The sequence below is a fragment of the Vicinamibacterales bacterium genome, assembly GCA_036012125.1.
In the GTDB taxonomy this organism is placed as follows: domain Bacteria; phylum Acidobacteriota; class Vicinamibacteria; order Vicinamibacterales; family UBA823; genus UBA11600.
The window spans coordinates 153,638-179,245 of the sequence record DASCOS010000034.1; the positions used below are offsets into that span (position 1 = coordinate 153,638).

32 protein-coding genes and 1 tRNA gene are annotated in these 25,608 nt (G+C 52.9%); 6 read left to right on the forward strand and 27 right to left on the reverse strand.

The window, feature by feature from the left end; translation table 11 throughout:
- Positions 1–92 precede the first annotated feature (92 nt).
- From QGH09_10360 to QGH09_10370, 3 genes are all read left to right on the forward strand, one after another.
- Positions 93–168, forward strand: a tRNA-Ala gene (locus QGH09_10360).
- 82 nt (positions 169–250) lie between these two features.
- Positions 251–613 carry a rhodanese-like sulfurtransferase gene (locus tag QGH09_10365; protein HJO18589.1) on the forward strand — a complete coding sequence of 121 codons (363 nt, stop codon included), beginning with the start codon at positions 251–253 and terminating at the stop codon, positions 611–613.
- Positions 614–648: 35 nt separating this feature from the next.
- Positions 649–1,344: an outer membrane lipoprotein carrier protein LolA gene (locus tag QGH09_10370; GenBank protein HJO18590.1), complete on the forward strand. Its 696-nt coding sequence runs from the start codon at positions 649–651 to the stop codon at positions 1,342–1,344.
- Positions 1,345–1,452: 108 nt separating this feature from the next.
- Here the strand turns inward: QGH09_10370 and QGH09_10375 are convergent, their stop codons facing one another.
- The 5 genes from QGH09_10375 to nagZ are packed head-to-tail and all read right to left on the reverse strand — an operon-like array spanning position 1,453 to position 6,549.
- Positions 1,453–2,376, reverse strand: a complete 924-nt coding sequence (locus QGH09_10375; GenBank protein ID HJO18591.1) for a biotin-dependent carboxyltransferase family protein — start codon at positions 2,374–2,376, stop codon at positions 1,453–1,455.
- A complete protein-coding gene (pxpB, locus tag QGH09_10380; protein ID HJO18592.1) occupies positions 2,376–3,095 on the reverse strand; it encodes a 5-oxoprolinase subunit PxpB in 720 nt (239 codons plus the stop codon). Before pxpB ends, QGH09_10375 begins: the two co-directional genes overlap by 1 nt.
- On the reverse strand, positions 3,092–4,486 hold the full coding sequence (gene mpl / locus QGH09_10385; GenBank protein HJO18593.1) for a UDP-N-acetylmuramate:L-alanyl-gamma-D-glutamyl-meso-diaminopimelate ligase: 1,395 nt from the start codon (positions 4,484–4,486) through the stop codon (positions 3,092–3,094). The genes pxpB and mpl overlap by 4 nt, the downstream gene beginning before the upstream one ends.
- A complete protein-coding gene (locus QGH09_10390; GenBank protein ID HJO18594.1) occupies positions 4,483–5,406 on the reverse strand; it encodes an LD-carboxypeptidase in 924 nt (307 codons plus the stop codon). The genes mpl and QGH09_10390 overlap by 4 nt, the downstream gene beginning before the upstream one ends.
- Positions 5,407–5,457: 51 nt before the next feature.
- Positions 5,458–6,549 (reverse strand): beta-N-acetylhexosaminidase, encoded by a 1,092-nt coding sequence (gene nagZ, locus QGH09_10395; GenBank protein ID HJO18595.1) that lies wholly within the window; start codon positions 6,547–6,549, stop codon positions 5,458–5,460.
- 181 nt (positions 6,550–6,730) lie between these two features.
- On the opposite strand from nagZ, the gene QGH09_10400 reads away from it, so the two are divergent.
- Positions 6,731–7,633, forward strand: coding sequence for a hypothetical protein (locus tag QGH09_10400; protein ID HJO18596.1), 903 nt, complete (start codon positions 6,731–6,733; stop codon positions 7,631–7,633).
- Between the two features lie 356 nt (positions 7,634–7,989).
- On the opposite strand, the gene QGH09_10405 is transcribed toward QGH09_10400, so the two are convergent.
- From QGH09_10405 to QGH09_10495, 19 genes are all read right to left on the reverse strand, one after another.
- Positions 7,990–8,280 carry a DUF4115 domain-containing protein gene (locus QGH09_10405; protein ID HJO18597.1) on the reverse strand — a complete coding sequence of 97 codons (291 nt, stop codon included), beginning with the start codon at positions 8,278–8,280 and terminating at the stop codon, positions 7,990–7,992.
- Between the two features lie 63 nt (positions 8,281–8,343).
- Positions 8,344–8,754, reverse strand: coding sequence for a helix-turn-helix domain-containing protein (locus QGH09_10410; GenBank protein ID HJO18598.1), 411 nt, complete (start codon positions 8,752–8,754; stop codon positions 8,344–8,346).
- A 52-nt stretch (positions 8,755–8,806) separates the two neighbouring features.
- Positions 8,807–9,514, reverse strand: coding sequence for a thiamine phosphate synthase (locus QGH09_10415; protein HJO18599.1), 708 nt, complete (start codon positions 9,512–9,514; stop codon positions 8,807–8,809).
- Complete coding sequence (locus QGH09_10420; GenBank protein HJO18600.1) at positions 9,504–9,824, reverse strand: hypothetical protein; 321 nt, start codon at positions 9,822–9,824, stop codon at positions 9,504–9,506. Before QGH09_10420 ends, QGH09_10415 begins: the two co-directional genes overlap by 11 nt.
- Before the next feature lie 187 nt (positions 9,825–10,011).
- Positions 10,012–10,635: a ribonuclease HII gene (locus tag QGH09_10425; GenBank protein HJO18601.1), complete on the reverse strand. Its 624-nt coding sequence runs from the start codon at positions 10,633–10,635 to the stop codon at positions 10,012–10,014.
- A gap of 49 nt (positions 10,636–10,684) precedes the next feature.
- On the reverse strand, positions 10,685–11,038 hold the full coding sequence (gene rplS, locus QGH09_10430) for a 50S ribosomal protein L19 (protein HJO18602.1): 354 nt from the start codon (positions 11,036–11,038) through the stop codon (positions 10,685–10,687).
- Complete coding sequence (gene trmD, locus QGH09_10435; protein ID HJO18603.1) at positions 11,035–11,787, reverse strand: tRNA (guanosine(37)-N1)-methyltransferase TrmD; 753 nt, start codon at positions 11,785–11,787, stop codon at positions 11,035–11,037. Before trmD ends, rplS begins: the two co-directional genes overlap by 4 nt.
- Complete coding sequence (gene rimM / locus QGH09_10440) at positions 11,784–12,347, reverse strand: ribosome maturation factor RimM (protein HJO18604.1); 564 nt, start codon at positions 12,345–12,347, stop codon at positions 11,784–11,786. Before rimM ends, trmD begins: the two co-directional genes overlap by 4 nt.
- A complete protein-coding gene (locus QGH09_10445) occupies positions 12,334–12,594 on the reverse strand; it encodes a KH domain-containing protein (protein ID HJO18605.1) in 261 nt (86 codons plus the stop codon). Before QGH09_10445 ends, rimM begins: the two co-directional genes overlap by 14 nt.
- Positions 12,591–12,869, reverse strand: coding sequence for a 30S ribosomal protein S16 (gene rpsP / locus QGH09_10450; GenBank protein ID HJO18606.1), 279 nt, complete (start codon positions 12,867–12,869; stop codon positions 12,591–12,593). The genes QGH09_10445 and rpsP overlap by 4 nt, the downstream gene beginning before the upstream one ends.
- Before the next feature lie 195 nt (positions 12,870–13,064).
- Positions 13,065–14,255 carry a 3,4-dihydroxy-2-butanone-4-phosphate synthase gene (gene ribB / locus QGH09_10455; GenBank protein HJO18607.1) on the reverse strand — a complete coding sequence of 397 codons (1,191 nt, stop codon included), beginning with the start codon at positions 14,253–14,255 and terminating at the stop codon, positions 13,065–13,067.
- 67 nt (positions 14,256–14,322) lie between these two features.
- The gene (locus QGH09_10460; GenBank protein HJO18608.1) at positions 14,323–14,925 is read right to left on the reverse strand and encodes a riboflavin synthase; all 603 of its coding nucleotides are present in this window, start codon (positions 14,923–14,925) and stop codon (positions 14,323–14,325) included.
- Positions 14,906–15,973 (reverse strand): bifunctional diaminohydroxyphosphoribosylaminopyrimidine deaminase/5-amino-6-(5-phosphoribosylamino)uracil reductase RibD, encoded by a 1,068-nt coding sequence (ribD, locus tag QGH09_10465; GenBank protein ID HJO18609.1) that lies wholly within the window; start codon positions 15,971–15,973, stop codon positions 14,906–14,908. Before ribD ends, QGH09_10460 begins: the two co-directional genes overlap by 20 nt.
- 190 nt (positions 15,974–16,163) lie before the next feature.
- On the reverse strand, positions 16,164–17,180 hold the full coding sequence (locus QGH09_10470) for an NAD(P)H-dependent glycerol-3-phosphate dehydrogenase (protein HJO18610.1): 1,017 nt from the start codon (positions 17,178–17,180) through the stop codon (positions 16,164–16,166).
- Between the two features lie 17 nt (positions 17,181–17,197).
- Entirely contained in the window at positions 17,198–17,782 is a 585-nt protein-coding gene (plsY, locus tag QGH09_10475; protein HJO18611.1) for a glycerol-3-phosphate 1-O-acyltransferase PlsY, read from the reverse strand.
- Between the two features lie 5 nt (positions 17,783–17,787).
- A complete protein-coding gene (gene thpR, locus QGH09_10480) occupies positions 17,788–18,390 on the reverse strand; it encodes an RNA 2',3'-cyclic phosphodiesterase (GenBank protein HJO18612.1) in 603 nt (200 codons plus the stop codon).
- Positions 18,383–19,654, reverse strand: a complete 1,272-nt coding sequence (locus tag QGH09_10485; GenBank protein HJO18613.1) for a competence/damage-inducible protein A — start codon at positions 19,652–19,654, stop codon at positions 18,383–18,385. The genes thpR and QGH09_10485 overlap by 8 nt, the downstream gene beginning before the upstream one ends.
- Complete coding sequence (locus QGH09_10490; protein ID HJO18614.1) at positions 19,651–20,115, reverse strand: phosphatidylglycerophosphatase A; 465 nt, start codon at positions 20,113–20,115, stop codon at positions 19,651–19,653. Before QGH09_10490 ends, QGH09_10485 begins: the two co-directional genes overlap by 4 nt.
- Positions 20,116–20,229: 114 nt before the next feature.
- Positions 20,230–21,069 (reverse strand): RDD family protein, encoded by an 840-nt coding sequence (locus QGH09_10495; protein ID HJO18615.1) that lies wholly within the window; start codon positions 21,067–21,069, stop codon positions 20,230–20,232.
- 163 nt (positions 21,070–21,232) lie between these two features.
- On the opposite strand from QGH09_10495, the gene ftcD reads away from it, so the two are divergent.
- Positions 21,233–22,126 carry a glutamate formimidoyltransferase gene (ftcD, locus tag QGH09_10500; GenBank protein ID HJO18616.1) on the forward strand — a complete coding sequence of 298 codons (894 nt, stop codon included), beginning with the start codon at positions 21,233–21,235 and terminating at the stop codon, positions 22,124–22,126.
- Between the two features lie 93 nt (positions 22,127–22,219).
- On the opposite strand, the gene QGH09_10505 is transcribed toward ftcD, so the two are convergent.
- The 3 genes from QGH09_10505 to QGH09_10515 form a co-directional block, all read right to left on the reverse strand.
- A complete protein-coding gene (locus QGH09_10505; protein ID HJO18617.1) occupies positions 22,220–22,624 on the reverse strand; it encodes a response regulator in 405 nt (134 codons plus the stop codon).
- 162 nt (positions 22,625–22,786) lie between these two features.
- Positions 22,787–23,251: a transcriptional regulator NrdR gene (gene nrdR, locus QGH09_10510; protein ID HJO18618.1), complete on the reverse strand. Its 465-nt coding sequence runs from the start codon at positions 23,249–23,251 to the stop codon at positions 22,787–22,789.
- Positions 23,252–23,288: 37 nt separating this feature from the next.
- Positions 23,289–24,314: a lysylphosphatidylglycerol synthase transmembrane domain-containing protein gene (locus QGH09_10515; protein ID HJO18619.1), complete on the reverse strand. Its 1,026-nt coding sequence runs from the start codon at positions 24,312–24,314 to the stop codon at positions 23,289–23,291.
- Between the two features lie 238 nt (positions 24,315–24,552).
- Between QGH09_10515 and QGH09_10520 the strand changes: the two genes are divergently transcribed.
- Complete coding sequence (locus QGH09_10520; protein HJO18620.1) at positions 24,553–25,482, forward strand: phosphoribosylaminoimidazolesuccinocarboxamide synthase; 930 nt, start codon at positions 24,553–24,555, stop codon at positions 25,480–25,482.
- Positions 25,483–25,608 lie beyond the last annotated feature (126 nt).

Sequence of the window (25,608 nt, forward strand, 5' to 3'; positions counted from 1 at the left end):
GGGTAGTTTCTTTCCGCTCAAACAGCAGGTTTTAAGCGTATGCTAAAATCCCGAGTGCACGTAGTGCCGTTGGCAGCGCGCTCCTTTGAAATGGGCGGCTAGCTCAGTTGGGAGAGCGCGGCGTTCGCAACGCCGAGGTCGAGGGTTCGAGCCCCTTGCCGTCCACCACTCTGCCCTATCAGATTTTTTACTACAGTGCTATACAACGGCACCTTGACAGTACATTTCGGCGCCAGCGACAATACTCAAGATGTCAATATCACGAATCACCAAGGAAGAACTGAAAGAACGCCTCGAGGGCGTCGGGTCGTCGATGCCAATCATAGTTGACGTACGACTGAAGTATCCCTACGAACACAGTACCGTCACTCTGCCTGGGGCGCTTCGTGAACCAGATCCTTCAACCCTTCCACGTGGTCGGGAAATCGTTACTTACGACTCTGATCCCGAAGAGCTAGTGGGTGCAAAGTACGCAGCTACGTTGATCCGAAAAGGATTCCAAGCCCGTGTTCTAAAAGGCGGGATCGCCGAATGGATGGCCGCTAAGTATCCAACCGATACCAAAGCTGCACCGGTACAGGCTCCCCCAAAGGCCGGCTCATTGAAGGGTTAGCAATCCTTTCTCATGGTTAACCAGTAGTCGACCTCGTGCCAAACGCTTTTGCATTACTTACGGCTGGATTATTGCTCAGCTTCTGCTACTCCTCCCCGGCCTCACCACTTCTAGCTCAAACACCACTTCGTCCTGACCCGACGACACTCGCCGGCTTACTCCAGCAACATTACGATCAAGTCCGTGACTTCGCTGCTGACTTCGTCCACGTGTATGAAGGTGGTGCCTTGCGAATGACGGCGACCGAGAAAGGCACCGTGCAGATTAAGAAGCCTGGGAAGATGCGATGGCACTACGACACACCTGAAGAGAAACTGTTCGTCTTCGACGGGCGCACAATGTACGCCTATTTTTTGGATGAAGCACAAGTCACCGTGAGCCCTATGCCACAAGGCGACGAAATTAGTGCAGCAGTATTGCTACTGATCGGACGAGGCAACCTCGTTAGAGACTTTCGTCCGGAGTATGTTGAACTTCCAGACCTCGCAAACGACAGTTACGCTCTGAGACTTGAGCCGATTGTTCCAACGCCTGACTATACCTCACTGACTTTAGTCGTCGATCGTAGTAACTTGATGTTACATCGGCTCATTTCGATTGACCGGCAGGGCGGCATATCAACCTTTCGATTCAGCAATCTTGAGGAAAACCTGGGTATTGCTGATTCTCATTTTTCGTTCACCATCCCGGCGAACGTTGAGATCATTAGACACGAGGGTGTTCCCCAGTGACCTCGACCGTCCCTACTTAGCCAACGCTTACAGGACAGAACGATATCTGATTCCTGTAAAAGACCGGTCGCCGTATCCGCTGTAATTAGATCTAGAAAGACTAGGGGATTAGTTTAATTGTGTCTGCTCCTGCGTGATTAGAGCACTTAGGGCACCCGCTCGGTCACACACCTCAAACTCCACCCAATCTCCAGGACTCAACTGCCCTAGCAGTGGAAGGTCCGCTGTGATAGCGGTCGCTAGTTTTGGATAGCCACCCGTCGTTTGTCCATCCGCCATCAGAATAATCGGCTGACCTGAACCTGGCACCTGAATTGTACCCGTCGGCGTTGCATCGGACAGCACACCGACTGACGGGGCCAGGGAAATGGGCGGACCATCCAAGCGATAACCCATGCGATTGGACTGGTTACTGATTACATACCGCGACGTAAAGAAAGTCTTAGTCCCTGACGGCGTGAAGAGTCGTTCCTGCGGTCCAAGCATGACACGGATCCTGGCCCCTCCACTTGGTAATTGAAGGAGAGAGTTCCGTAATCGAGGAGGCTGTGGCTTTTCCCCATCAAACGACCGTGAATGCAGGACATCACCAGTCATCAGTGCACGACCCCCCATACCACCGGTCTGACTCGGAAGATGTGTCGAGCGACTTCCCAACACCTCGGGCACATCAAAACCACCCTCTACTGCTAGGTAGGCCCGAGCACCTACACGTCGTTCGCCAAAACATAATCTCGAACCGGCCGCTACAACCACCGGTTCATTCATCGGCACTAGTTTCTCGTTAAGGGCAAGTTCGAATTCAGCACCGGTAACCGCTACTCTTGTGGCAAGTCCGAAGGAAAGTTCTGGTCCCAATAATGTGATTTCTAGAGTTGCAGATCCTAACGGATTACCCAGTAAGGCGTTGGCAAAACGGTGGGAGTAGCGATCCATTGGACCAGCAACGGGCACTCCGAGATTCTGAAAACCCCATCTACCAAGATCCTGCACCGTGCTTAACATCCCCGGACTATTCACATGGATGCCCATCAAAAGTCACCATTCGTAACACCTGGGCCCACTAAAGAGCGGAACTCTATCTCGTCCACCGGTACAAAACGCACAGTATCCCCCGCCGTAAACAGAAACGGTTCCTCACGATTTGGATCGAACGGATAGAATGCCGAGCGTCCAATGAGTTGCCATCCGCCTGGTGTGGCGGAAGGATAAATTCCAGTCTGACAGTCAGCAATACCCACAGTACCAGCCAAGACAGATACTCTCGGCGTCTCACGTCTGGGCATTGCAATCCGCTCATTAACCTTTGCCATATAGGCAAATCCTGGTACGAAACCTAACAGATAGACCCGGTAGGCAACCTCCGAATGGAGACGTACCACATCGTCGGTTGAACAGCCTGCGTAATTTGCAACGGCTTCTAGATCAGGTCCATACACACCCCCGTAACAAACAGGAATCTCCCTTGGTGATCGGGATGGTGCCAACACTGTCGCCGTAGTAGTAGCAGTATTAGTAACGTGGCGTGTAATGGCAGAGATTAGACTCTCGAGATTGGTACGTAGCGGATCAAAGCAGACGGTAACCGAAGCATAGCTTGAAATGACATCGCGGACCCCTTCGATTTGCTCCTGACGAAGTGTCGCTGCGATCGCGACAACCTGCGCGTTCAGAGTAGAATCGATTTCAGTGCCTAACTCGACGACGAGCGCAGAGTCTCCAGCCGCGCGAATCTCGACAGGAGCTGTCATGCGACACTCAACGCAGTCAAAAGTTTATTGTGAATACCGGCGAATGCCCCATTCGACATGATCACAATTTGATCACCCTCACGGGCCTCTTCAGCCACGACCTTTACAATATCCTCCACCTCGGAAAGATATCTTGCCCGGACTCCATTCGTAGTCAGCATTGCAATGACCCGCTCTGGTGAGAGTCGCATGGCTTCAGCAACTGTCTTGCGGTAGACAGGCGCTAGGACGACTTCATCGGCTTTCATCAGAGCCGATACAAGATCCGCCTCAACCAGTCGACGACAGGCAGTCGCCGAGCGAGGTTCAAAAATTGCCCAAATGCGTCGACCAGGATAGGCTGCCCTGACCGCCGCCAACGTCTCAGCTACAGCCGTCGGATGATGCGCAAAATCGTCATAGAGCGTAACCCCGCGAACTTCGCCCAACGACTCAAGTCGTCGTTTTACACCCTCGAACGTCGCTACACCATTAGCGATGTCTTTTGCATCCACGCCTGCCGCCGCCGCCATCGCCGTCGCCGCAAGCACATTCCGAACGTTGTAGTCACCTAGCAACGGAGAAGTTATCCTCACAAATGGTTCGTCGTCTCTCTCAATCCAAAACTCAGTACCTATTTCAACCGTCGTAATCGAAACCGCTTTCCAGTCAGCGCCTGAACTGAGTCCGAACGACTCAACACGACAGTGGGCTTCATCCCGAAGCGCGAAGGCTTCGTCGCTATCAGCACCAACTATCAGGAGACCCTGCCCAGGAATAAGTCGAACTAGCCGACGAAACTCGAGACGAATAGCATCAAGATCGTCAAAAATGTCCGCGTGATCAAATTCCAGATTGCCAACCACAGCCACATCTGGAAGATACTTAAGAAACTTCGCCGTCTTATCAAAGAATGCACTATCGTATTCGTCTCCCTCGATAACGAATTCCCGACCTCGGCCAAGCCGATGGCTCGCCCCAAAATTCTTAGCCACCCCTCCCATCAACAGGCTCGGATCGCGACCAGCATGTGTTAGTAGCCACGCGACAAGCGCTGCGGTCGTCGTCTTACCATGTGTGCCTGCAACGACGAATGATCGAGAATCCCATAGGAATTGGTTGCGCACAACTTCCGGAAGAGAAGCGTAGGCCATTTTTTGATCAAGCACCGCTTCGAGTTCCACATTTCCGCGCGAAATAGCATTTCCAACAATGACGAGATCCACATCACCACTGATCTGCTCAGGTCGAAAGTCATCAAAGGGCTCGATTCCTTCAGCCGCCAAAACGTCGCTCATCGGAGGATAAATCGCTTGGTCTGAGCCTTGCACGTCGACACCGCGCTGCTTGAGCATGACCGCGAGAGTCGCCATCGCTGTGCCACCGATACCGATAAAGTGAACGTGCCTCACGAAACCGCCGCCTCCTCAATAACTAAACGTGGCCTACTTTCTGTGCTGAGCCGAGCACGCACACCGAACGGCAAGGTAATCGCCGACCCCCGTGTATGACCAGAAGGAAAGCCGAACACAACAGGGCCCCTAAAATCTGAAAGTAAATCAGCAACCGTCGCCCTGGCCGTTGGTTCGCCGGCCGGTTCATCGCAACTTGGTAACTCACCCCATATAACTCCTGAGGCCCTACTTAAGAGACCGCTCAATCGCAATTGGGTTAACATGCGGTCGAGCCGGTATGGACGCTCGCCGCTCTCGTCGATGAACAGCAAGAACGGTTTCTGAGGTGCAAACGCATATGGCGTACCCAGTGAAGCCACGAGCTGGGTCAGAGTGCCTCCGAGGAGAGTCCCCGTAGCTTCACCAGGATTCAGAGTCTCAAGGCTATCAGGTGAGAGTTCCCCGAATGGTTCGGCTACCATCGTCACTCGCTTCAGGGACTCCCGGTCATAGGCTCCTTCACCCTTAGACAGACGTCCAACGACCGTGGGACCGTGGAACCCGACCACGCCACATCCGGTTGTAAGATGTGCAAGCAAACTAGTTAAATCGCTGTAACCAAGGAACACCTTCGGGCTTCGTCGCAATTCGGTTGGGGTAAGCCACGGGAGCAGCTGAACGCTGCCATAGCCTCCTCGCGCTCCAACCAGACCGGCAATATCAGGATCAAGCCAAGCCTTACGGAACGCCTCAGCTCGTTCTGCGGCCTCGCCAGCAACGTAGACACGTCGATCAAAAACACTCTCGTCATAAACTGGGTCAAATCCGAGCGCCCGCAATTCGGTAAGACCAAGCTCAAACTCCGAACGGTCGAATCCACTTGCTGGGGCAACGATCGCCAGGCGGTCACCTGGACGTAAAGCCTTGGGTTTTAGCATTCGCGCAACCTACTACGGATTACGCTGACATCAAGTTCATTCAGAACACCGTCAGGCATGGTGAGCTATTTCCTCGGCAATCATCCTGTATTCCTTACGCCCGATCCAATCTTCGACACGACCTTTAGGCCTTCTTAACGGCAACTTTGTTAAATACCGCTCCTTCACTTTCCGATGCCGCCCGAGAGAATTCTCCAGGTCGTGCATTGCCAAGCTACCCTGCTCCGCCGCGTGTATAAGAGCTTCTAACACACCGGCATGACTCGCTGTATCGGTCCCGCACAACAGCAGCAGGTCGACAGTAGCGCCAACAGCTTCCACAGCAGCCTCCTCTATGCCATATCTCCCTGTTATCGCCTTCATTTCCATATCGTCCGTCACAACTAAGCCACCGTAATTCAATTCACCCCTGAGCAGATCGTGCACTACGCGCCGTGATAGCGTCGCGGGCCGAACTTCATCAAGACTCCGAACTAGCAAATGCCCAGTCATAACCGACGCAACATCTGCGCCAATCGCCGCACGAAATGGAACTAACTCCCGCTTGTCCAAACACGCCAAATCGATGTCGAGGATTGGTAGTTCATGGTGCGAGTCCTGACTAGTGTCACCGTGTCCTGGAAAGTGCTTAGCACAAGCAGCGAGTCCCCCTGACTGCAAGGTTTCAATGATCGAAACTCCGAGTGTTGAAACGATAGCCGGATTCTCAGACATTGCACGGTTGCCAATGACAGGATTCTTCGAATTCGTGTGTAGGTCCATGACTGGTGCGTAGTTGAGGGTAATACCGACAGCAGTTAATTCAGAGGCGAGGGCTGATGCAAATCGGCGGGCTAGATTAGCGTCACGACTTTTGCCAAGTACTTGCATCGCAGGCCACTCCGTGAAGGGATCGCGAAGGCGAGCGACTCGACCACCCTCTTGGTCAACGCTGACCCACAATGGCCAATCCCGTCGAAGCGATTGCACCTCACGCGTAAGTTCAGCAACCTGATTTGGACTGTCGATATTGCGTGAAAACAAAATAACGCCACCAATATCAAACTCTTTCACCAACATGCGCAGTTCGTCAGGCACCGTGTAGCCATGAAAGCCCACAATGGCGAACTGCCCCACTTGACGACGAAACGCAGTTTGTGACATGTCGCGTTAGTGATAGCTAGTGATCACTTGGGCTGTCCACCCAACTCACCCGTAGTCACATTATAATGCGCCAGTGCAGCTCAAAGCGTCCGCCCCTATGCGGATTGACCTTGCCGGCGCCACCTTAGACATATGGCCTCTGTATCTGTACCACACAGATGTTCAAACAATAAACGTTGCCGTGACTCTTAAAGCCCGCTGTTGGTTACAAACTCGTGATGACCGAAGGCTTGTTTTGCGGTCCCTCAACACCAATAAACTCATTGAGGTTACACATCGATCGGAACTACCTGATGACCCTTCATGGAGCCTGATAAAACGCATCAGCGAATTCTTTGAGGGCGAAGGACTTAACATCGTAATTCAGAGTGATTCTCCAATTGGTGCAGGTATCGCTGGGTCTTCAGCCCTGAACGTTGCCACATGCGCCGCATTCACCAAGTGGCGAGGCCTCAACCTCTCCCCCGAGAAACTTCTCGACATCGCAATGAACATCGAGGCTCAAGTAATCAATGTGCCGACTGGTGCACAGGACTATCGCCCCGCTTATTACGGCGGTATTTCCGCAATTGAGATGGGAGTTGGAGGAATAACGCGTGTGCCTCTCGACGTTGATACTCCTGCGATCGCCGATCGCCTAGTCGTCGCTTATAGTGGCGTTTCAAGACAATCAGGGATTAACAACTGGCAGGTCATGAAGGGAAGGATCGATGGAGAACCGAGCCTTATCGATCATTTTGAACAAATCTGTTTGGTTGCCAGAGCTATGCGGTCAGCATTGGTTGCTGGCAATTGGCGAGAGGTCGGCCATCAGATGAACCGAGAGTGGGAATTACGTAAATGTCTAGCTCCCGGGGTTACCACCCCGGCTATTGATAATCTCATTAAGCAGGCCAGAAGCGTCGGTGCACTTGGGGCCAAAGTCTGTGGAGCGGGCGGAGGAGGATGCATCGTCAGCTTAGCGGAACCCACAGAGGTTGTCGCTGTATCCTCCGCATTAAGTAACGGCGGTGCAACGATACTGCCGTGTGACATCGACACGAACGGACTCCAGATCACTCTTGGCGTGGCACCACCCGAATAACTTCGTCCATCTTCCTCGTCATGGCTCCCACGGTTACAAGGAATAACGTCAGGCAAATACGGAAGCTGTATCTTGAGGCGACCCCGAGAACGATTCAGGGCAACGTGAATAAAGCCGTCGAGCTACTCAAGTCGCTGCCGACAGAGAGTGCACGTCAAGAAGCAGCAGTGTATATGGACGGCCTATCGCAGTTACGATCCGAGTGGACTCTGGCGAAAAAACGCCGCGCCAAACACCGGTAAAAGATGTGCTATTGATACTCGAGAAACAGGATGTCGACTATTCTGTTAAATAGTCTCTGAAGCAATAAATAAGGTGTCGTGGTGTTCACATCATCGAGTTTGGCAACTACGCCACTATGACACCAGGTAGTCGCGGTAGTTATCACGGTTGATCAATACGGTGACAATCTCGCGCGCTGTGCCCAGTCGTCTCCCAGCGCGACCGTTTAGCGTAAACCTGAAGGCGCCAGCATCAGAGACGTTAATGACAATCTCATTATCCGCCTCAACCTGAAGGCTTTCACCGGCTTGTACCAACCTAGACATTACGGGCTCACCATCAACAGTCAATTGCACCCAACAAGGACCCTGCGGCTCAATGTCGATTAGCAACGCACCTTCGCGAGTCGAAAGCGAAGTCTCCACAAATGCGACCTCGCCAATCGACCCAACGACATCCGTGGGTTTCGATGTCTGTGCTAAATCATTTTAAGTCGGTGAACCTAATCCAACAAAACTAAAATAGATTATTAAGCCAATAAGCGGAAGGCTAAAAGCCGTAAGTGTGAACCACACTCTAGCCATCTCTCGATGATTTTCAAAAATATGATCTCCCTCTTGCCAATCGGCTGCTCGTGGACCTCCCGCAACCAGGCCATCGATAGGGTGTGCTAACAAGAACTCTTGTAACGTCGCCTCGGGATCAAGACCAACCTCTGCCGCGTACGAACGCACAAATGACCTAAAGAAAATACCCTTCGGTAAACAATCGACCTCATTACGCTCTAAGGATCTAAGCGTTCCAATAGCAATCCTTGTGGTTGCCGCAATCTCATCAAGGGTTAAACCACGCGCCTCCCGCGCCTCTCGCAACCGAGCCCCAATATCTACTTGCAGCATCACGAATAATCCCCATCAGAATCGAACATTGTCGGATCTGGAACTACATACTCTAGACGTGAGACCTGGCACTGTCAAACGACCGTCGCACACGCTGAACAAGATCAGTGAGGCCAGCGGTCCAAGTAGAACCTGCCCTAGCCGATTCAATGAATAGACCAATACCAGCAAAGCCCGCAGCACCAACCATCCACACTTTCTTGAGGCGATCCTCGTTAACGCCCCCAATGGCCACCACGGGTATCTCACTCTGACTAATCACCCTCTCAAGTACACCAAGACCTGCGGGCACATCTGTCATAGCCTTGGAAGGGCTCGGAAATACAGTACCGAAGACCAAATAGTCCAAGGTTGAGGACATTGATAGCACCATCGATGAATCGTGAACTGCACGACTCACCAACCACGAAGGAGGACTGATCGTACGGACTCGTTCTGCCTTGACGGAGTCCTCACGAAGGTGAACGCCCGCCGCACCACTCGCAAGTGCAACATCAGCACGATCGTTCACGACAACATGCATGGCACTGCCGGCCGTGGCTTTAACGCATCGCGAAACGAGCGACGTCAGTACCCGTCCCGATAAATCTCGTTCACGCACCTGAACAACTCCGATTCCAGCTACTGCCGCCGAAGTTACGAAGGTAACGAGATTATTAATCTGACAATCCAGTGAAGCCCCTGGAGACAAACGTTGACGATCGGTAACAAGACAGATGAGCGGACCACGCGTTGATAACGTTTCACCCTTAGGATTCATTGGACCTGGGCTCGATAACTTCGACCGGATCTTCAAGAACCGACACTGCGACAGATTTATTAGGTGCATTATTTAATCGAGTATTCGCTATAACCGTCATGATTTCGTCAAAGGCAACAATAAGATTAATCACACCGATTCCTGACACACCGCCCCGAACATAGTTGTTTTGAAGGACCACTCTTAACGTTGGAATGACTTCGCCAAGAAGATTCCGATCCCAGTAAGTCGACCACGGAACGAAAGTCAACACCAGTCCCACTTCCAGAAAGTAAGCAACAAATAGCCAACCACTTAGCGGAGAACCCATTAGCACGCGATCACAACTTTCGCTAAATACTTAATACCGCTATCGACATCGGGCTATCACCGGAGTCAACCGGCGTTACAACAAATAGCCATGGTTATCGAACAAGTCACCAAGTCCATTACAGGAGGGCATTACACTTGAAAAACCAGAGAGGTCACTACAAATCAAAAGAAGTAACACCTCGAGATCAGTGCGGTGCGTCACTCAGCGACGAACAGTGGAATGACCGTCGATGCACCGTCGAATAACCGTGGCAACTGATAGCAGCAAGATGCTTTGCCGTTGGGTAGCCTTTATGCCGGTCGAAGCCGTAGCGGGGATCTCGTTCGTGCAAAAGTCTCATGTGACGATCTCGTGTAACCTTAGCAATAATTGAGGCGGCAGCAATGGCCGAGCACCGACGGTCGCCACCGATAATGTGACGTTGCGGTAACTCAAGGTTTGGAATACAGAAACCGTCTACAAGTACAAAATCAGGAAGCGTCACTAAACCCATCACCGCGTCCCGCATCGCAGAGAACGTTGCTTGGTGAACATTTAACTTATCAATGACAAAGGGACTCGCCCAACCAACGCTCCACCCGTCTGCCAATGAAACGATTTCTTCATACAGACACTCGCGAGCCGAGGCAGATAAAAGCTTTGAGTCACAAACACCAGGAATGTGCCGGTCGGGATTTAGGACGACGACTGCAGCAACCAATGGACCAGCCAGACATCCGCGCCCAACTTCATCGACTCCGGCTACCCTCGCAAACCCCAAACGCCTGATTGCGTTCTCAGTAGTACGACGAGCAGTAGGTCTGGGCATCCCAGCGCTTCTTCGCTTTGGTCGTCTGAGTGCCAAACGGGGAAGAAAATCAGGCCCTGGGTTTCGGCTTCCGCTCGCGCATCCTGGCGGCCTTCCCCCGAAGTTCTCGCAAATAATACAACTTCGACCGGCGTACTCGCGCCGATCTTACGACTTCAATGCGATCGACAATGGGCGAATGTAAAGGAAAAATCCGTTCAACTCCTTGTCCGAACGATACTTTGCGGACCGTGAATGACGCCCGAGCACCGCCTCGACGTTGAGCAATAACCACGCCCTCAAATATCTGAACGCGCTCCTTCTCACCCTCACGGACCTTTACGTGAACCCTTACGGTATCGCCAGACTGCATTACTGGCCGCTCTACCAACTGGCCCCGTTCGATAGTTTCGATCGCGTTCATACTTCTGCCCCCTTCACCCTTTCCGTCAATAGCTCTTGAAGAATGGCACGTTCCTCGTCATCGAGAGAAGCCTGAGCAAGTAGATCTGGACGACGATTTAAAGTGCGTCGTACCGCCTCCCGCTTCCTCCATCTAGAAATTTCCTTATGGTGACCCGACAGTAAAGTCTCCGGCACCCTCAATGCTCTCACTTCAGCAGGCCGCGTGTACTGCGGAAAGTCGAGTAAGCCCCGCACAAAGGACTCACTTTCAACCGAACGAGCGTCTCCCACAACCCCTGGCACTAGCCTAGCTACAGCATCAATGATTACCAACGCAGGCAGCTCCCCACCCGTTAGCACGTAGTCTCCGATCGATAGCTCTTCGGTTACAATGGATTCTCTAACTCGTTCGTCAACGCCCTCGTACCGACCACAGAGCACAACAAAATGTGACAAACGACTTAGGCGCTGAGCATCGGGGTGCGCAAATCGTTTTCCCTGTGGCGACATTAACACCACAGCTTCCGGCAACCCAACGCTGTCTTCTATCGAACTGATAGCACGAAAGAGTGGTTCGCACTTTAATACCATTCCTGGGCCACCACCATATGGAACATCGTCCACACTACGGTGCCGGTCATCGCTATAGTCACGCAGATCATGAATTCGTACTTCAACAAGGTCTCTATCGATAGCACGCCGCACTACACCTTCCCTAAGCACCGCTTGGACAGTTTCCGGAAAGATTGTTACGACGTCAATTTTCATCCCGTACTCCGAGATCGGCTCGTAGTATTCAACTCAAGCAGCCCCTCAGGCGGATCAATCTCAATAGTCCTATCAGCAACACTTATTTGCTGACAGATATCAGCAGCTAGAGGTACCAACACTTCCTCTGTTGCTGTTTGGATAACAAGTCGACTATTCTCGGCATTTCCCTGAACAGCAGCTACCGACCCAAGAACCATCCCGTCAGGCATCCGGACGGCACAGCCGATAAGGTCGTGGTGATAAAACATATCAGTCGGTAACACTTTCAGCTCTGATAAGGGCACTCTCAACTCAGCACCAACGTAAATCTCCGCTGCATCGATCGTTTCGACCCCCTCAAAACCCAGAATCGGACGCCCTTGGTGAAATCTTGCCGAAGTCACAGTCGCTCGACTAACCCGGTCGTCGGAGCAGACAAAGAACACAGCGCCTACCATGAAGCGCTGATGTTGAAAGTCCGTTTCAGGATTCACGATGACCTGACCCGAACGACCGTGTGTACGCGCTACCCGACCCACGACCGCACATTCGAGTAAACGTTCGTCACCGTCTGTCATCGGGCGACCTGTCACGAAACTCGACCGTCACGTTGCAACCTTCCTTTTCAGCGGCCACTGCTGCCAGTGTGCGAAAAGCAGCGGCGGTACGCCCCCTCCGACCGATCATCCTTCCTAGATCACCGGGTGCCGTAAACAGTTCGATCAATTCTGAATCTTGACGGGTAGTTTCAGAAACACTCACTTCTTCGGGCAGTTCCGCCAGTGCTCTCGCAACAACTTCGACGAGTGTCCGGGCCCGGCTCACGACGTCGCCGTCTCCGTAACTTCCTCAGCTTCTGCAACAGCAATCGGATGGCGCTTAATAAGCGTTCTGACCGTGTCAGATGCTCGAGCCCCTCGTTTCACCCAGTGAGCCAACCGCTCTCGATCCAACTCAATAGTTTCAGGATCGGTCCTCGGATTGTAGTAGCCGAGAATCTCGACGAATCGACCATCCGTTGCCTTTGCTGAATCTAAGACGACTACACGATAAAACGGCTGTTTTTTTGATCCCACACGACGCATACGTATCGACAACATACCAACAACCCTTTTTCAATTACTCAGCGACTAGATAAGAGCAGGCTATAATTACTGTAAGCCACTCACGCGCAATCGTTTATCGTAGTCTAGCCTTAGCCAACCTGTCAACGACGGAACGGATGGAAGTGGCCCCGGTTATTTAGTTATGCCGCACTTCGAGACGGTAGTTGGTCTGAACAATAGAGAGTCGCGCTAGCCGGAACCCAGGTTCCTACCCGAATCGGTGTTAGACCCAACCGCGAACGAAATCGACTCGATAATAGAAAGACCGTAGCCCTCTAACCCAACAAACTTACGGGGATTATTGGTTAATATGCGCATCGAACGAACTCCAAGATCACGCAGAATTTGGGCACCGATACCATAATCTCTCTGGTCAGGACTCACACCGATGCGTTCATTTGCCTCCACAGAATTAAGACCCTGGTCTTGAAGCTCGTAAGCCAGAATCTGATTAGCCAAAGTCATTCCTTGACTGTCCTGGTTGAGATATAACAGTACGGCGCGAGGCTCTTGAGCAATGCGAGCTAGGCTAGCATCCAACTGTCGCCTACATGGACAGCGTGTGGAATGGAACACATCACCAGTCAAGCAGCGGGAGTGCACCCGAACAACCACGTCCTGCCCATCTCCTATTTCACCTCGGACCATCGCTACATGGGTTTCGTTCCCGATGATGTTCTTATACGCAATAACACGAAACTCACCGAAATCAGTTGGCAACTTTGCCGACGCGAGTCGCTTTACCAGACATTCCGTCGCCATTCGATATTTAATCAGCTCAGCAATCGTGATCATCGGCAGGTCATGCAAACCTGCAAACTTAGCTAGTTCTGGTACACGCGACATCGTGCCGTCATCGTTCATGATCTCGCAAATAACGCCGGCTGGGTTCAAACCAGCGATCCGTGCGAGATCCACTGCAGCTTCCGTCTGACCTGAACGAACAAGTACACCGCCAGGTCGCGCACGGAGCGGAAACATGTGGCCAGGTCTAGCCAAATCTGCGGGACGCGTCTCCGGGTCCATAGCAGCTCGCACCGTGGCAGCACGATCACCTGCAGAAATTCCAGTACTTGTAGATTCCTTTGCTTCGATCGAAACGCAGAATGCAGTATCAAAACGTGCTGTATTCTGCGACACCATAAGTGGAATATCGAGTTCATCCAAGCGCTCAGTAGTCATAGGCATGCAAATTAACCCGCGACCGTACCGAGCCATAAAGTTAATAGCCTCCGGAGTGATCTTGTCGGCCGCGATCGTAAGGTCACCCTCGTTCTCACGATCCTCATCATCAACCACAATAATCATCCTGCCCGAACGGACCGCTGCCACTGCATCCTCAACCGACGAAAACCCATAATCTTCAGATCGATGGGCCACCTTCAACGATCCTTTACGTCCTACCGAACGGGACTTCATGATGGTATGCCTCGATTACGCCGCTTACTCAACATGAGTCTGGCGACTTGATTTCCATGGCACGCATGACGTACTTACCAAGAATATCGCATTCTAGGTTCACTGCATCACCCTCAGAGTACTTACTAAAAGCAGTATGCTCCCATGTGAACGGAATGATTTGGACATCGAACGTACTGGCTCGGAGTTCAACAACCGTTAAACTAACGCCATCAAGGGCAATGGAGCCACGCTCTACCAAATACCTTGAAAGCGAGTCAGGAAAAGCAATCTTCACACGGTGGTACTCAGATTCTGAACGTATGGTCTCAACACAACCTACTGCATCGACATGACCTTGGACAAAATGTCCACCCATGCGCGTGTCCGCCCGTACCGGCCGTTCAAGATTGACGACGTGGCCCACAGCTAACGTTCCCAACGTTGTCACTCGGGTTGTTTCTGGCGAGACCTCGACGTCGAACATCTCGCTTGTGACCTCTATGACGGTCAAGCAGACTCCGTTGGTGGACACACTGTCCCCGACCGACAACTCGCCTGCTAGGACAGTATCAATACTCAGGCGCAGCCCCTTCATCATGGGCGCCACGGTTCGCACTATTCCGATGGACTCAATCAATCCGGTGAACATATCCGTCCGTACATTCGTCTGGCCCGACCATTCGAACATCCAAATTATTAAGTGACTCAACTATTGCTGACCTCATCCGAAACCAACGGACTCCACTCCTACCAAACTCTGTTTGGGAAACGTAGATTCGGACCCGGTCGACTACCCCTGCCTCCCACGCTGCTCCATGCAAAGTCGGACCACCCTCCAGCAGTAGAGATGTTATCCCTTCATTACTGAGAACGGTCAGTGCAGAGGTCAAGTCATGAAGCGGTGCTACCAAAAGCCTGGCTCCGAGCGACTCGAGCGCCTCGGCGTGATCCGAAGAATGTGCCACGGCAGCCTCGGTCGTAACGATGAGAATCGGCCCGGCTTGTTGGGTCGAAAACATCGCCGCCGAGCAAGGCACCCGCAAGCGCGAATCGAAGATTACACGCGTCAACGGTCGCGTCTGAGGAGACGCTCGAACGGTCAGTTCAGGATCGTCAATTAACACGGTCCCAGAACCAACACCCACTGCGTCGAACTCAGCCCGCAGGGCGTGCACATCACTCGTCGTCTGCTCGGCAGTGATGTTACTCCGCACCCCCAACGCTTCCGCAACACACTCGTCCCGCGTTAGCGCCACTTTCATCATTACATACGGTCGGCCATACCGAACGCGTATGAAGAACGGCAGATTCAAGTGAGCGGCCTCCGTTTCGCACACACCCACGGTCACCGCAATTCCATGCTCGCGAAGAAACTGAATGCCCTTCCCATGTACTTGCGGATTAGGATCTTCAACTCCAATCACGACCCTAGCAATACCAGCCTCCACAATTCGATCGACGCACGGCCCCGTACTGCCCGTGTGGCAACAGGGCTCAAGTGTGCTGAACAGGGTCGCCCCTCGAGCGGCCGGTCCAGCCGCACGCAACGCATACACTTCGGCATGGGGCTCGCCAGCACGTCGGTGGTAACCGCTACCGACGACAGCACCGCTGGGGGAAATGACGACCGCCCCCACCAGTGGATTGGGACTCGTCAGGCCTCGACCCAGGGCAGCCATTCTCAAGGCCCGACCCATGTACTCGCCATCATCCAAAGGCAACTACCTATCTCTAAGAAAAAGCCAGCACTTCACCAAGGCTAACTGTTTACGTAAACTCCCTTACCCCTGCCACACGTTACCCCAACATTTTCGCACTTATAACAAGCTGTGGATCAGTCAGAACACCATCGACAACAATCTCGGCACGACATAGACGGAAGACCAGTCATGCCGGCTCATTCGTGTCAGCTTCAACTCGCTGACGTCTCAGCATTAATGCCTCAACCGCCTCAAAAGGTGCTACCCTACCCGCCAAAACCTCGGCCATCTGCAGGGCAATGGGTAGTTCGATACCATGCTCGACACCAAGAGCAAGTGCAGCACCAGTGGTTCGCACGCCCTCTGCCACCATTTTCATTTCACCAAGGACCGCTTCGAGAGGCCGTCCCTTGCCTAGTTCAAGACCGACTCTCCGGTTACGGCTAAGCCCGCCGGTACAAGTCAATACGAGGTCACCGAGACCGCTCAAACCAGCCAGGGTTTCACGCCGCCCACCCTCAGCACACGCCAAACGTGTCATCTCAGCGAGACCTCGCGTGATCAAGCCAGCCAGAGCGTTATTCCCGAGACCGAGCGATTCGACGACGCCAGCCGCAATTGCTATGACGTTCTTGAGCGCACCGCCAAGCTCTACTCCGATGACATCGTTGCTCGCATACAGCCGAAAGTACTTAGACCGGAATTCTTCCTGCACCAGCTTCAGTAGAGATGGTTCCCTCGATGCAACTAGCACCGCTGTAGGTAGGTCACGTGCTACCTCAGCCGCAAAGCTTGGCCCAGAGAGTACCGCCACAGGATTTGCTCCACCCATCTCTTCCTCGATAACCTGCGACATCCGCCTCATCCTGCCCGGCTCAAGCCCCTTCGTAGCGCTCACGATCGGTACACCTCCAGGCAAGAAAGCACTAGCCTGCTGGATTACCGTGCGGGCTCCGTGTGAGGGTACCGCAGCCACAACACATGTGGACCCAACCAACGCTTCCTCCAGAGATGCAGTTGGCATAACCGATTCCGGCAGTACAAAATCAGGAAGGTAAGCAGAATTCTGACGGTGTTCAATCATCGAGGCGACAAGCGGTGCATCACGTCCCCAGAGTCGTACCTCGTGCCCCACCCGCCCCATATGAACCGCGAGCGCTGTGCCCCAGCTACCCGCTCCAAGTACCGTCAACCGATGCGCCATGCTCTTAAAGCCTCCTCCTACTGTCCAAAACGCCGCTCTGTCCCGTCACTCAACCGAATCAGATTTCCTCGGTGTCGATAGAGGATGAGCACCGTGACTAATGACCCACCGATCATCGTCGAAGGGGGAGCTGCCATCACATAGAGTAAGGGTACGAGTATTAGTGATGCCACAATCGAGCCGGCAGAAATGTAACGTGTCCACCAAGCAACAACGAGAAATATCACTACACTTGCCAGGGCAGCTATCGGCGACAATACGCCGAAGACACCACCCGCCGTGGCCACTCCCTTCCCTCCACGAAATCTAAGCCACACAGGATAGATATGGCCCATGATCGTTGCTACTCCAGCTGCTGTACGCGTTGGATCGTCCATACCAAGTCTCGTGGCGAGCAAAACAATCGCAAAGCCCTTAAACACGTCAAGTCCGAATACGGCTAATCCGATTAATGGCCGGGTTGCTCGGAAGACGTTCGCAGCGCCTATATTGCCACTCCCCACATTACGCACGTCCACGCCGGCAAAGCATCTCGGTATAAGAAAGGCAAACGGGACTGAACCAGCGAAATACCCGAGTGCAATTATCCAAACATCTGTCATCTTCATCACGGAGCGATAGCCTGTAGCACCCCAGTTGCTTGCGGCACATAATCTGGAGTCGACGAGGCCATGCGACTCTCATAGAGAGTTAAATGCTTTACCTGCCATCGTACAGCTTCGACCCTAATCTTTTGAACAGCGTCACGAATCATCCTCCCACGCTGCGGCGCTCGCCTGACACGTCCAACTGTAACGTGTGGAACAAACCGCACCTGATTTTGAACGACACCGGCTGCATGGAGCCGCCCATAAAGTTCTGGCATTAGACGGTCAAAACCTGAAGCACGGTCGCGTACGCCCAGCCATACTACCCTCGGGGCACCAGACGACGGAACGGTGACCGCAGCCGCTAACTCTAATTCGAAGGCTTCAACCGACCAAGGCTGAACCAATAAAGTCCGTAGTCGTTCCATCACGACTGGGTGTACCAGCCCAAGAAATCTTACCGTGACATGGAGGTTCCGCGGATGCACCCAAGAGATTCTTGACCCTCCTTTAATCGTAAGAGATTCAGCAATCGACGCAGAAATCTTTACGACCGTGCGACGCACAACCGCGCTGAGATCAACGGCAATGAAGAGACGTGATCGTGAGGCACTGTCACTCATGATCGTCAAGTATTCGCCGGAGCATGTCGAGCGCTGCCTGTGACGCTTGGCGTTTGACCATATCCCGTTCACCTCGAAATGCAAACAACTTAACCATCTCAACTCCTGCACCGGCTACAGCAATAAACACCGTTCCGACCGGCTTGGCAGTAGTGCCTCCTGCGGGCCCTGCAATGCCTGTAACGCCGACACCGATGTCGGCCTTAGCTCTGGCCGCAACACCGGATGCCATGGCCAAAGCTACAGCCTCGCTGACCGCGCCATGTGTTTCGATGAGGGCTGCCGGTACGCCCAAAAGATTAATCTTTTCCAAATTAGAATATGTAACTACAGCCAAGTCGAGATAAGCGGAGCTTCCAGACACATCAGTCAGCCGAGACGCTAAGAGCCCACCCGTGCATGATTCGGCTAACGCTACCCGTAACCCATGGAAACGAAGACGGCTGCCAACAACTTGCTCAAGAGGAAGTCCCTCCGTTGTATACACATCGCGCCCAAGAGCTCCGACTAGCTCCTCAACAGCCAAGTTAAGGGAAATCTCAGCCTTTCGTAGATTCGAGGTCCGAGTCGAGAGGTGCAACTCAACCTGCCCAGGGCTTCCTAAGATTGTCGCCCTGACCGCAGGGTCCCGTTCCTTCCAACGTGCATAAAGTGGGCGCGCCTGCTCTTCGACCTGCGATTCGGCGCGTCCGGACACTCCAACAACACGACGTGCCAGTCGAAGGCTAGGCACTCGCAGCGCAAGGCGCTTAAGGATCTGTCCATCAAACATTGGCTCCAGTTCCCGTGGCGGTCCGGGTAAAGCAATGACCACACGTTCCCGCCACTCCAGCCATAATCCAGGAGCTGTCCCGCGTCCGTTGGAAATAATCTCCGCACCACGCGGCACTAGCGCTTGGCGACGGTTAATCTCTGGCATCTTGAGTTTATGAGCCGCGAAACGCGCCTGAATCAGACTGAGGATCTCTTGTCGTTCTACGAGAGGCGCATTAAGAACTGTAGCCAGTGTATCTCGCGTAATATCGTCATCGGTCGGACCTAACCCACCAGTCATCACAACAAGATCAGCATCATTGAGACCACGCTCGATCGCCAGAGCTAACATTTTTCGGTCATCACCAACAATCGCCTTACTTTGAACCTCAATTGCCAAATCATTCAAGCGGGCAGTGAGAAACAGAGAGTTCGAGTCAGCACGGTAAGGGGTTAGTAGTTCACTACCAACAGCAATGATTGCCGCCGTGTCGATAAACGTTGACCTCATGCGCCCAAAGCGGCTATCACCCAGATCCCGCCGCGCAATACCGCTTGCGCGTACAGAGCAGCCACCAAATCGTCTGCCATCACCCCCCAACCACCTGGTAACCGTTCGCAAGCTCTCGCAGGGTATGGCTTAATAATGTCGAACACGCGAAATAGGACGAAACCGAAAACCAACGAACCAAAGCCGACATTTAGGTATGCAAAGGTTAGCAACATGCCGACAATCTCGTCGATAACTATGATTCCAGGATCAGTGCGGCCAACGTAACGCTCGGTCACCGACGCCGACCACACTCCAACAGCTAATAACACAGCGATCGTCACCAATTCCACCAGCGGCGATGCAATTGTGCGGAGCACTCCAAGAACCACTAGGCCTAGCGCAGAGCCCACCGTTCCAGGCGCCACCGGAGCGTACCCGCAATAAAAACCTGTCGAAACAGCGACAGCTAAACGTTTCACGATTCAATACTCAAAATACCAGCGTTTCGTTCGAGTCTGATTGCCAACCACATTGCCTAGGACACCCAAGCAGGTCAAATATCCGCTGAAGGCTCATCCAACTCAATAGAATCTTTAAGGCGCCTTGACAACACGTGTTTCAGCGAGGCGGTCGTGTACCGTCCGCCGATAGCGATCGCCGAACTGAGCAATGAAGCCAAGGCCGAACGGTAGTATAGAAACGAAGAAAGACACTACTCGCAGCATAGCCTTACTTAGAGAGACCGGTTCCCCCTCGGTGCCGACAACCTTAAGATGACAAAACATCTTTCCAATTGTTTGGCCACCGGCTGTTGTAAACGCCACCAGGTATCCTCCGTTTAGCATGAGAAGAAATCCGCTGATTGGCGCCCTTGGCAACATCGACCACTCAGACCAAGTCAACCCACAAAGTCGAAGCGTGAGAAAAATAACACTCATATCCACAACGCCGAGTACAACAACGTCAATAACCGACGCGATCACCCTGAGGAAACCAGGTGCGAATATATGCGCCGGTTCATTCTGAGCGTTGACTGTGAGATGGTCCGTCGGGGACAGTAGACTAGGCTTAGGTATCGGTACTTCCTCGCAAACCAGCCTGGACTCGGTTCGCATCCGCGGGACCTCAGGTGTTCTTCGCCTAACAGAAAGCGGCGATCGAGTACCGCGATCGGGATCCGAATCAGCCCAATCAGGGCGATCCGGAAACAATGGTAGCCCTTCATCGGATAAGGAATCACTGGCCTCCTGACGAACCTCCGCATCACCATTCCCTAAAGCCTCATCGAGCCTCCGTTGGGTAGACCTTTTAGCTGATGGAACCAGTGGATTCAGCCTTGCATCGTCGCGTGGTATTTGGGCAAAGATGTAGCCGCAATTCCGACACTTCTTAGCATCGTCAAAACCGATGTAGTGACACTGCAGACATCTCATTGTGAAGATGGTGGAACAGAATACCGCGAATAATTAGACATGGTCCTCGCAGTAGGCACGCCGATTATCCGCGAAGGAATTGTCTTCGTCAATCGATTGTGTATCTCTGACGACCATCCCTAGGGTATCGAAACTATGACATTAGATGTGTTAAAACTGTCGTGTGGCTGCCATCGAGTGCATTCCGAACATCAGCGAAGGACGACGGCTCAGTGTCCTCGATACCCTAGCCGCCACAATACAAGCAATACCCGACGTTCGCTTGCTGGACCATTCAGCCGATATTCATCATCACCGGTCTGTCTTTACGCTCGTCGGTGACCCTCGGGGTTTAGAAGCTGCCGTCCTCGCGTTGTTCGCCGCGGCCATTGCTGATATCGATTTGCGGCAACATCGCGGTGTACATCCGAGGATAGGTGCGGTGGACGTGGTGCCATTCGTGCCTTTGGACGATACCTCTCTCGACGTGTGCATCGCACTAGCACACTGCGTTGGCCGCGCAATTGCCGACCGTTTTGAGGTGCCAGTCTATTTGTACGAAGCGGCAGCAACGAACACTTCTAGGAAGCGGCTCGAAAACGTGAGACGCGGTCAATTCGAAGGACTTTCAAAGAAAATGGCGGAGGCCAAGTGGCGGCCTGACTTCGGTCCGCTAACTCCCCATGCATCAGCTGGTGCGACCGCGGTTGGCGTTAGGGGTCCACTGGTTGCCTGGAATGTTAATCTTTCGACCCCAGACGTTAGGATCGCTAGAGCCATCGCTGTTCGAGTTCGTGAAAGTGGCGGAGGGCTCCCGTGCGTCAAAGCTCTAGGTGTTCGCCTTGGCGATAGGAACTTGACCCAGATCTCGATGAATCTGACTAACTATCGGACCACATCTATGTCCACAGTTATGGCACGTATCCGAGAAGAGACCACGCGATTCGGTGTAACGGTTACCGATAGCCAGATCATCGGATTAATTCCTGAGGAAGCTCTCGCCAACACCGAGCCTTGCGATCTTGCGTTACCCAAGTTCCCAGAAGACCATATTCTCGAGCGCCGGCTCTACCCGTAACAATAATCTGTCACGACCCAAGCCACTGTTGAGGCCAACGGTCAACTACAAGGCTTCCGGCTGGCGAGGTAGATTAGCCTGCACCACAGCTCTCTAAGGGCAGGATTCATCATCGATATTGGTTTGTTCACTTAGTTTTTCTCTTAGTGCTTCACCAACAATCTGCAATATTTTTTCGAGGGAGAGTGGTTTCTCGACAAAATCAAAAGCACCCATCTTGATGGCACGAACGACGGACTCAACATTGTGGTGCCCGGACATAACGATCACCTGAGGGTCTAACCCGCGTTCCCGAACACGTGCCAGCGTCTCAAACCCATCAATCCCCGGGAGCCAAACGTCCAGGATAATTAAGTCACAGTGATGACCATTCAACCACTTTAAACAGGCCTCACCACTCTCGACGGCAAATACCTCGTAGTCTTCTTCCCCTAGGACGCCGGTCAAAGCTGTTCGCACGCCAGCTTCGTCGTCGACAACCAACACCGTCGCTTTCATGGATGTATACCCTTATGTGGTGAAATACCCGATGCCCTTCACATGTCGGCTAATGCAGTAACCCAGCCATGCCTGACTGGATGGTAGCGCATGCCCTGTTCCTCACCTTTTCCACCCATACAGACGTAGCCACTCGTTCGATGACGAGGCCGAGAGAATCAGCTAATCAGCCTCCTTTGCTCCACGAAGGTCCATCAACTCGGTCATAAACTCATCGATATCTCGAAAATCTCGGTAGACCGAAGCAAAACGAACGTAGGCAACTTGGTCGAGTTTCTTCAACTCCTGCATCACGAACATGCCAATGTCCTCCGCAGACATTTCCTTGTCAGGCTGCTCCTGTAACGCTGCCTCAACGCGATCTGCAACAGCCTCGAGCGCCGCTGCGGACACAGGACGGCTACCGCACGCCTTGAGCATGCTGCTAACCACCTTCTGGCGTTCAAATCGCTCGCGGATCTTGTCTCTCTTAACCACCATGTAGGGAACCTCGTCGATCCGCTCGTAACTAGTAAAGCGACGACTGCAATCCAAACATTCCCGGCGGCGGCGGATGGAGGCACCACTTTTGTGTTCTCGCGAATCAACGACCTTGTCACCAATATGACCGCAAAAAGGACACTTCATAGTGAACTCCCTTTCCCTCGTCCCCAGAAAAAATCGCTTAAGATCCCTCGGCGTTCTTCCCCGCAGCTGCGTAACGTACTGAGGCAAAAGTCATCCCCTCTTGTGCCATCAGTATTAAACCTGCTAGAGCCACAGGGATGAACGATATTGCGTGTAAAACGATGGCTGCAGCAGCCGCTGAATCTGGTGGCGCCCGATAGAATGCGGTTAGCCCAAGATAAAGTGCGGCATGAAATCCACCGACAGCTCCCGGAGTAGGAACCGCTACCCCTACAAGTAACAACGCAAGTAAGAGGAATGTACCCGTAAAAGGGACCGCCAGTCGATATGCCGAAACCGCAGCCCAAGCACCAACTGCGATCGCAAGCCAGAGAATGATCGACGCCGCCAGTGCTCCTACTAACACGCCTGGCTGCCGGACCACAGAGAATCCTGAGGCGACTTTCGCAGCAAGTCCATCAACGATTTCGGCCGCGCGCCGAGGTAAGAGCCTACTAATAGGCCCAAAAATCCAATTGAGTGCCCCCGGTCGACCAGCGATTGTAAACGCCGCCCAAAGGGCAAAAAGCGAGGCCGCTCCACTGATCGTGGCCCCGACCTTCAGCGCAGTCAACACACGCGCATTCAGGTGCTCCACACCAGGGTCGAAAAATGTTAAGAAGGCACCAAACAGGAGCAAAACTGTTATCAGGTCGAGCAACCGCTCAAAAATGATCGTGGCAAATGTGGCAGTCGTGCTAAAACCCACTCTGCGCGCAAGCACGTACGCTCGCGCCACCTCACCAGGCCTAGCCGGCAGCATCGCCGATAAACCGAATCCAATTATGGTCGCGCGAAGAGCAATGCCATATCGAACCCGGCCAATCGGTCGAAGCAACAGTCGCCAACGCCAAGCACGGAGTAAGTACAGCAGTGCCTGCATTAGGCTCGCCAGTAGGAGAAAACCGGTGTGCCCGCCACGCATTTCGCCCCACACCTCTTCTAGATTAACGCCAAGAAGGAAAAAGACTAACAGTCCTACAGTGAGAACCACGATCGCGACTGTACGCAAATGGTGAGTCATCGGCCTTTTCGCGGGCTTACAGACACAGCCCAGTCTTACCTCGGACGGAAGCTACTATACCCATCCCGGCAACTCCATGGAAGGAAGATAGTTGTGTCGCCAGAGGTAGTCCAACCATCCGAGGAACAGATCACAGGCGAACTCGCAACAACCAAGCGTGCCTAAGGTCACATCTTTTGCCTTGCTGCCACTGACAATCATTTGTAAGCTAGTCACCCTTTTGTCGGAGCTTCTAAGCATGACAGCTATGTCTCCATCATCTTCTCCTAAAAACGTCGTCACTGAAACATTACTGCCGGACATAACAGTATATGGCCGCGGAAAAGTACGGGACATGTATGACGTGGGTAAATACCTACTAATGGTAACGACCGATCGCATATCGGCATTCGACCTTGTCCTCGGTTCTGTAATCCCTGACAAGGGTAAGGTTCTGACACAGCTTTCGGCCTTCTGGTTTAACCAGACAGGCCATATTGTTCCCAATCATGTTGTATCCACTACACCTGAAGAATATCCTGAGCTATTACGGCCCCACGCCGAACTGCTTGGTGGCCGCTCAATGCTTGTGAAAAAAACGGACCCAGTGTTGGTCGAGTGCGTAGCACGGGGATACCTGTCTGGTTCAGGATGGAAGGAATATCAGGAAACGGGCGCTGTTTGCGGCATCAAGTTGCCGACCGGACTCAGGGAATCTGACCAATTACCATCGCCAATATTCACCCCGGCGACCAAGGCCGAATCGGGCCACGACATTAACATTAGCGAGGCTGAGGCGGGTAAACTGATAGGCGGCGACCTTATTTCGCAACTCCGAGACATCACCATGTCGCTGTACGCGTTCGGAGCCGCTCATGCTGAAACCTGCGGCATTATTGTCGCAGACACAAAGTTTGAGTTCGGACTCGTGAACAACGGTGGCCGTTCGGAGGTAATTCTCATCGACGAAGTCCTAACACCCGACTCGTCGCGGTTCTGGCCAAAGTCAGATTACCGACCCGGAGGCCCGCAGCCAAGTTTCGATAAACAGTACGTCCGCGACTATCTTGAGAGCATCAAGTGGAATAAGCAGCTGCCAGCCCCGACGTTACCTGACAGCGTCGTGGCAAGTACCCGTGAAAAGTATATTGAGGCTCTGCGGGTACTCAGTAATACCAATCTACAGTGAGCGCCACGTATCCAACTGAGTTTGCCGACTGCGGAGTCGAAAGCGTGCGCGAGAAACTCAATCAATTGATCGTAGAGATGCTCGAAAAAGGTATCCATTACGAGGATGCCCAACGGGAATTTGAGC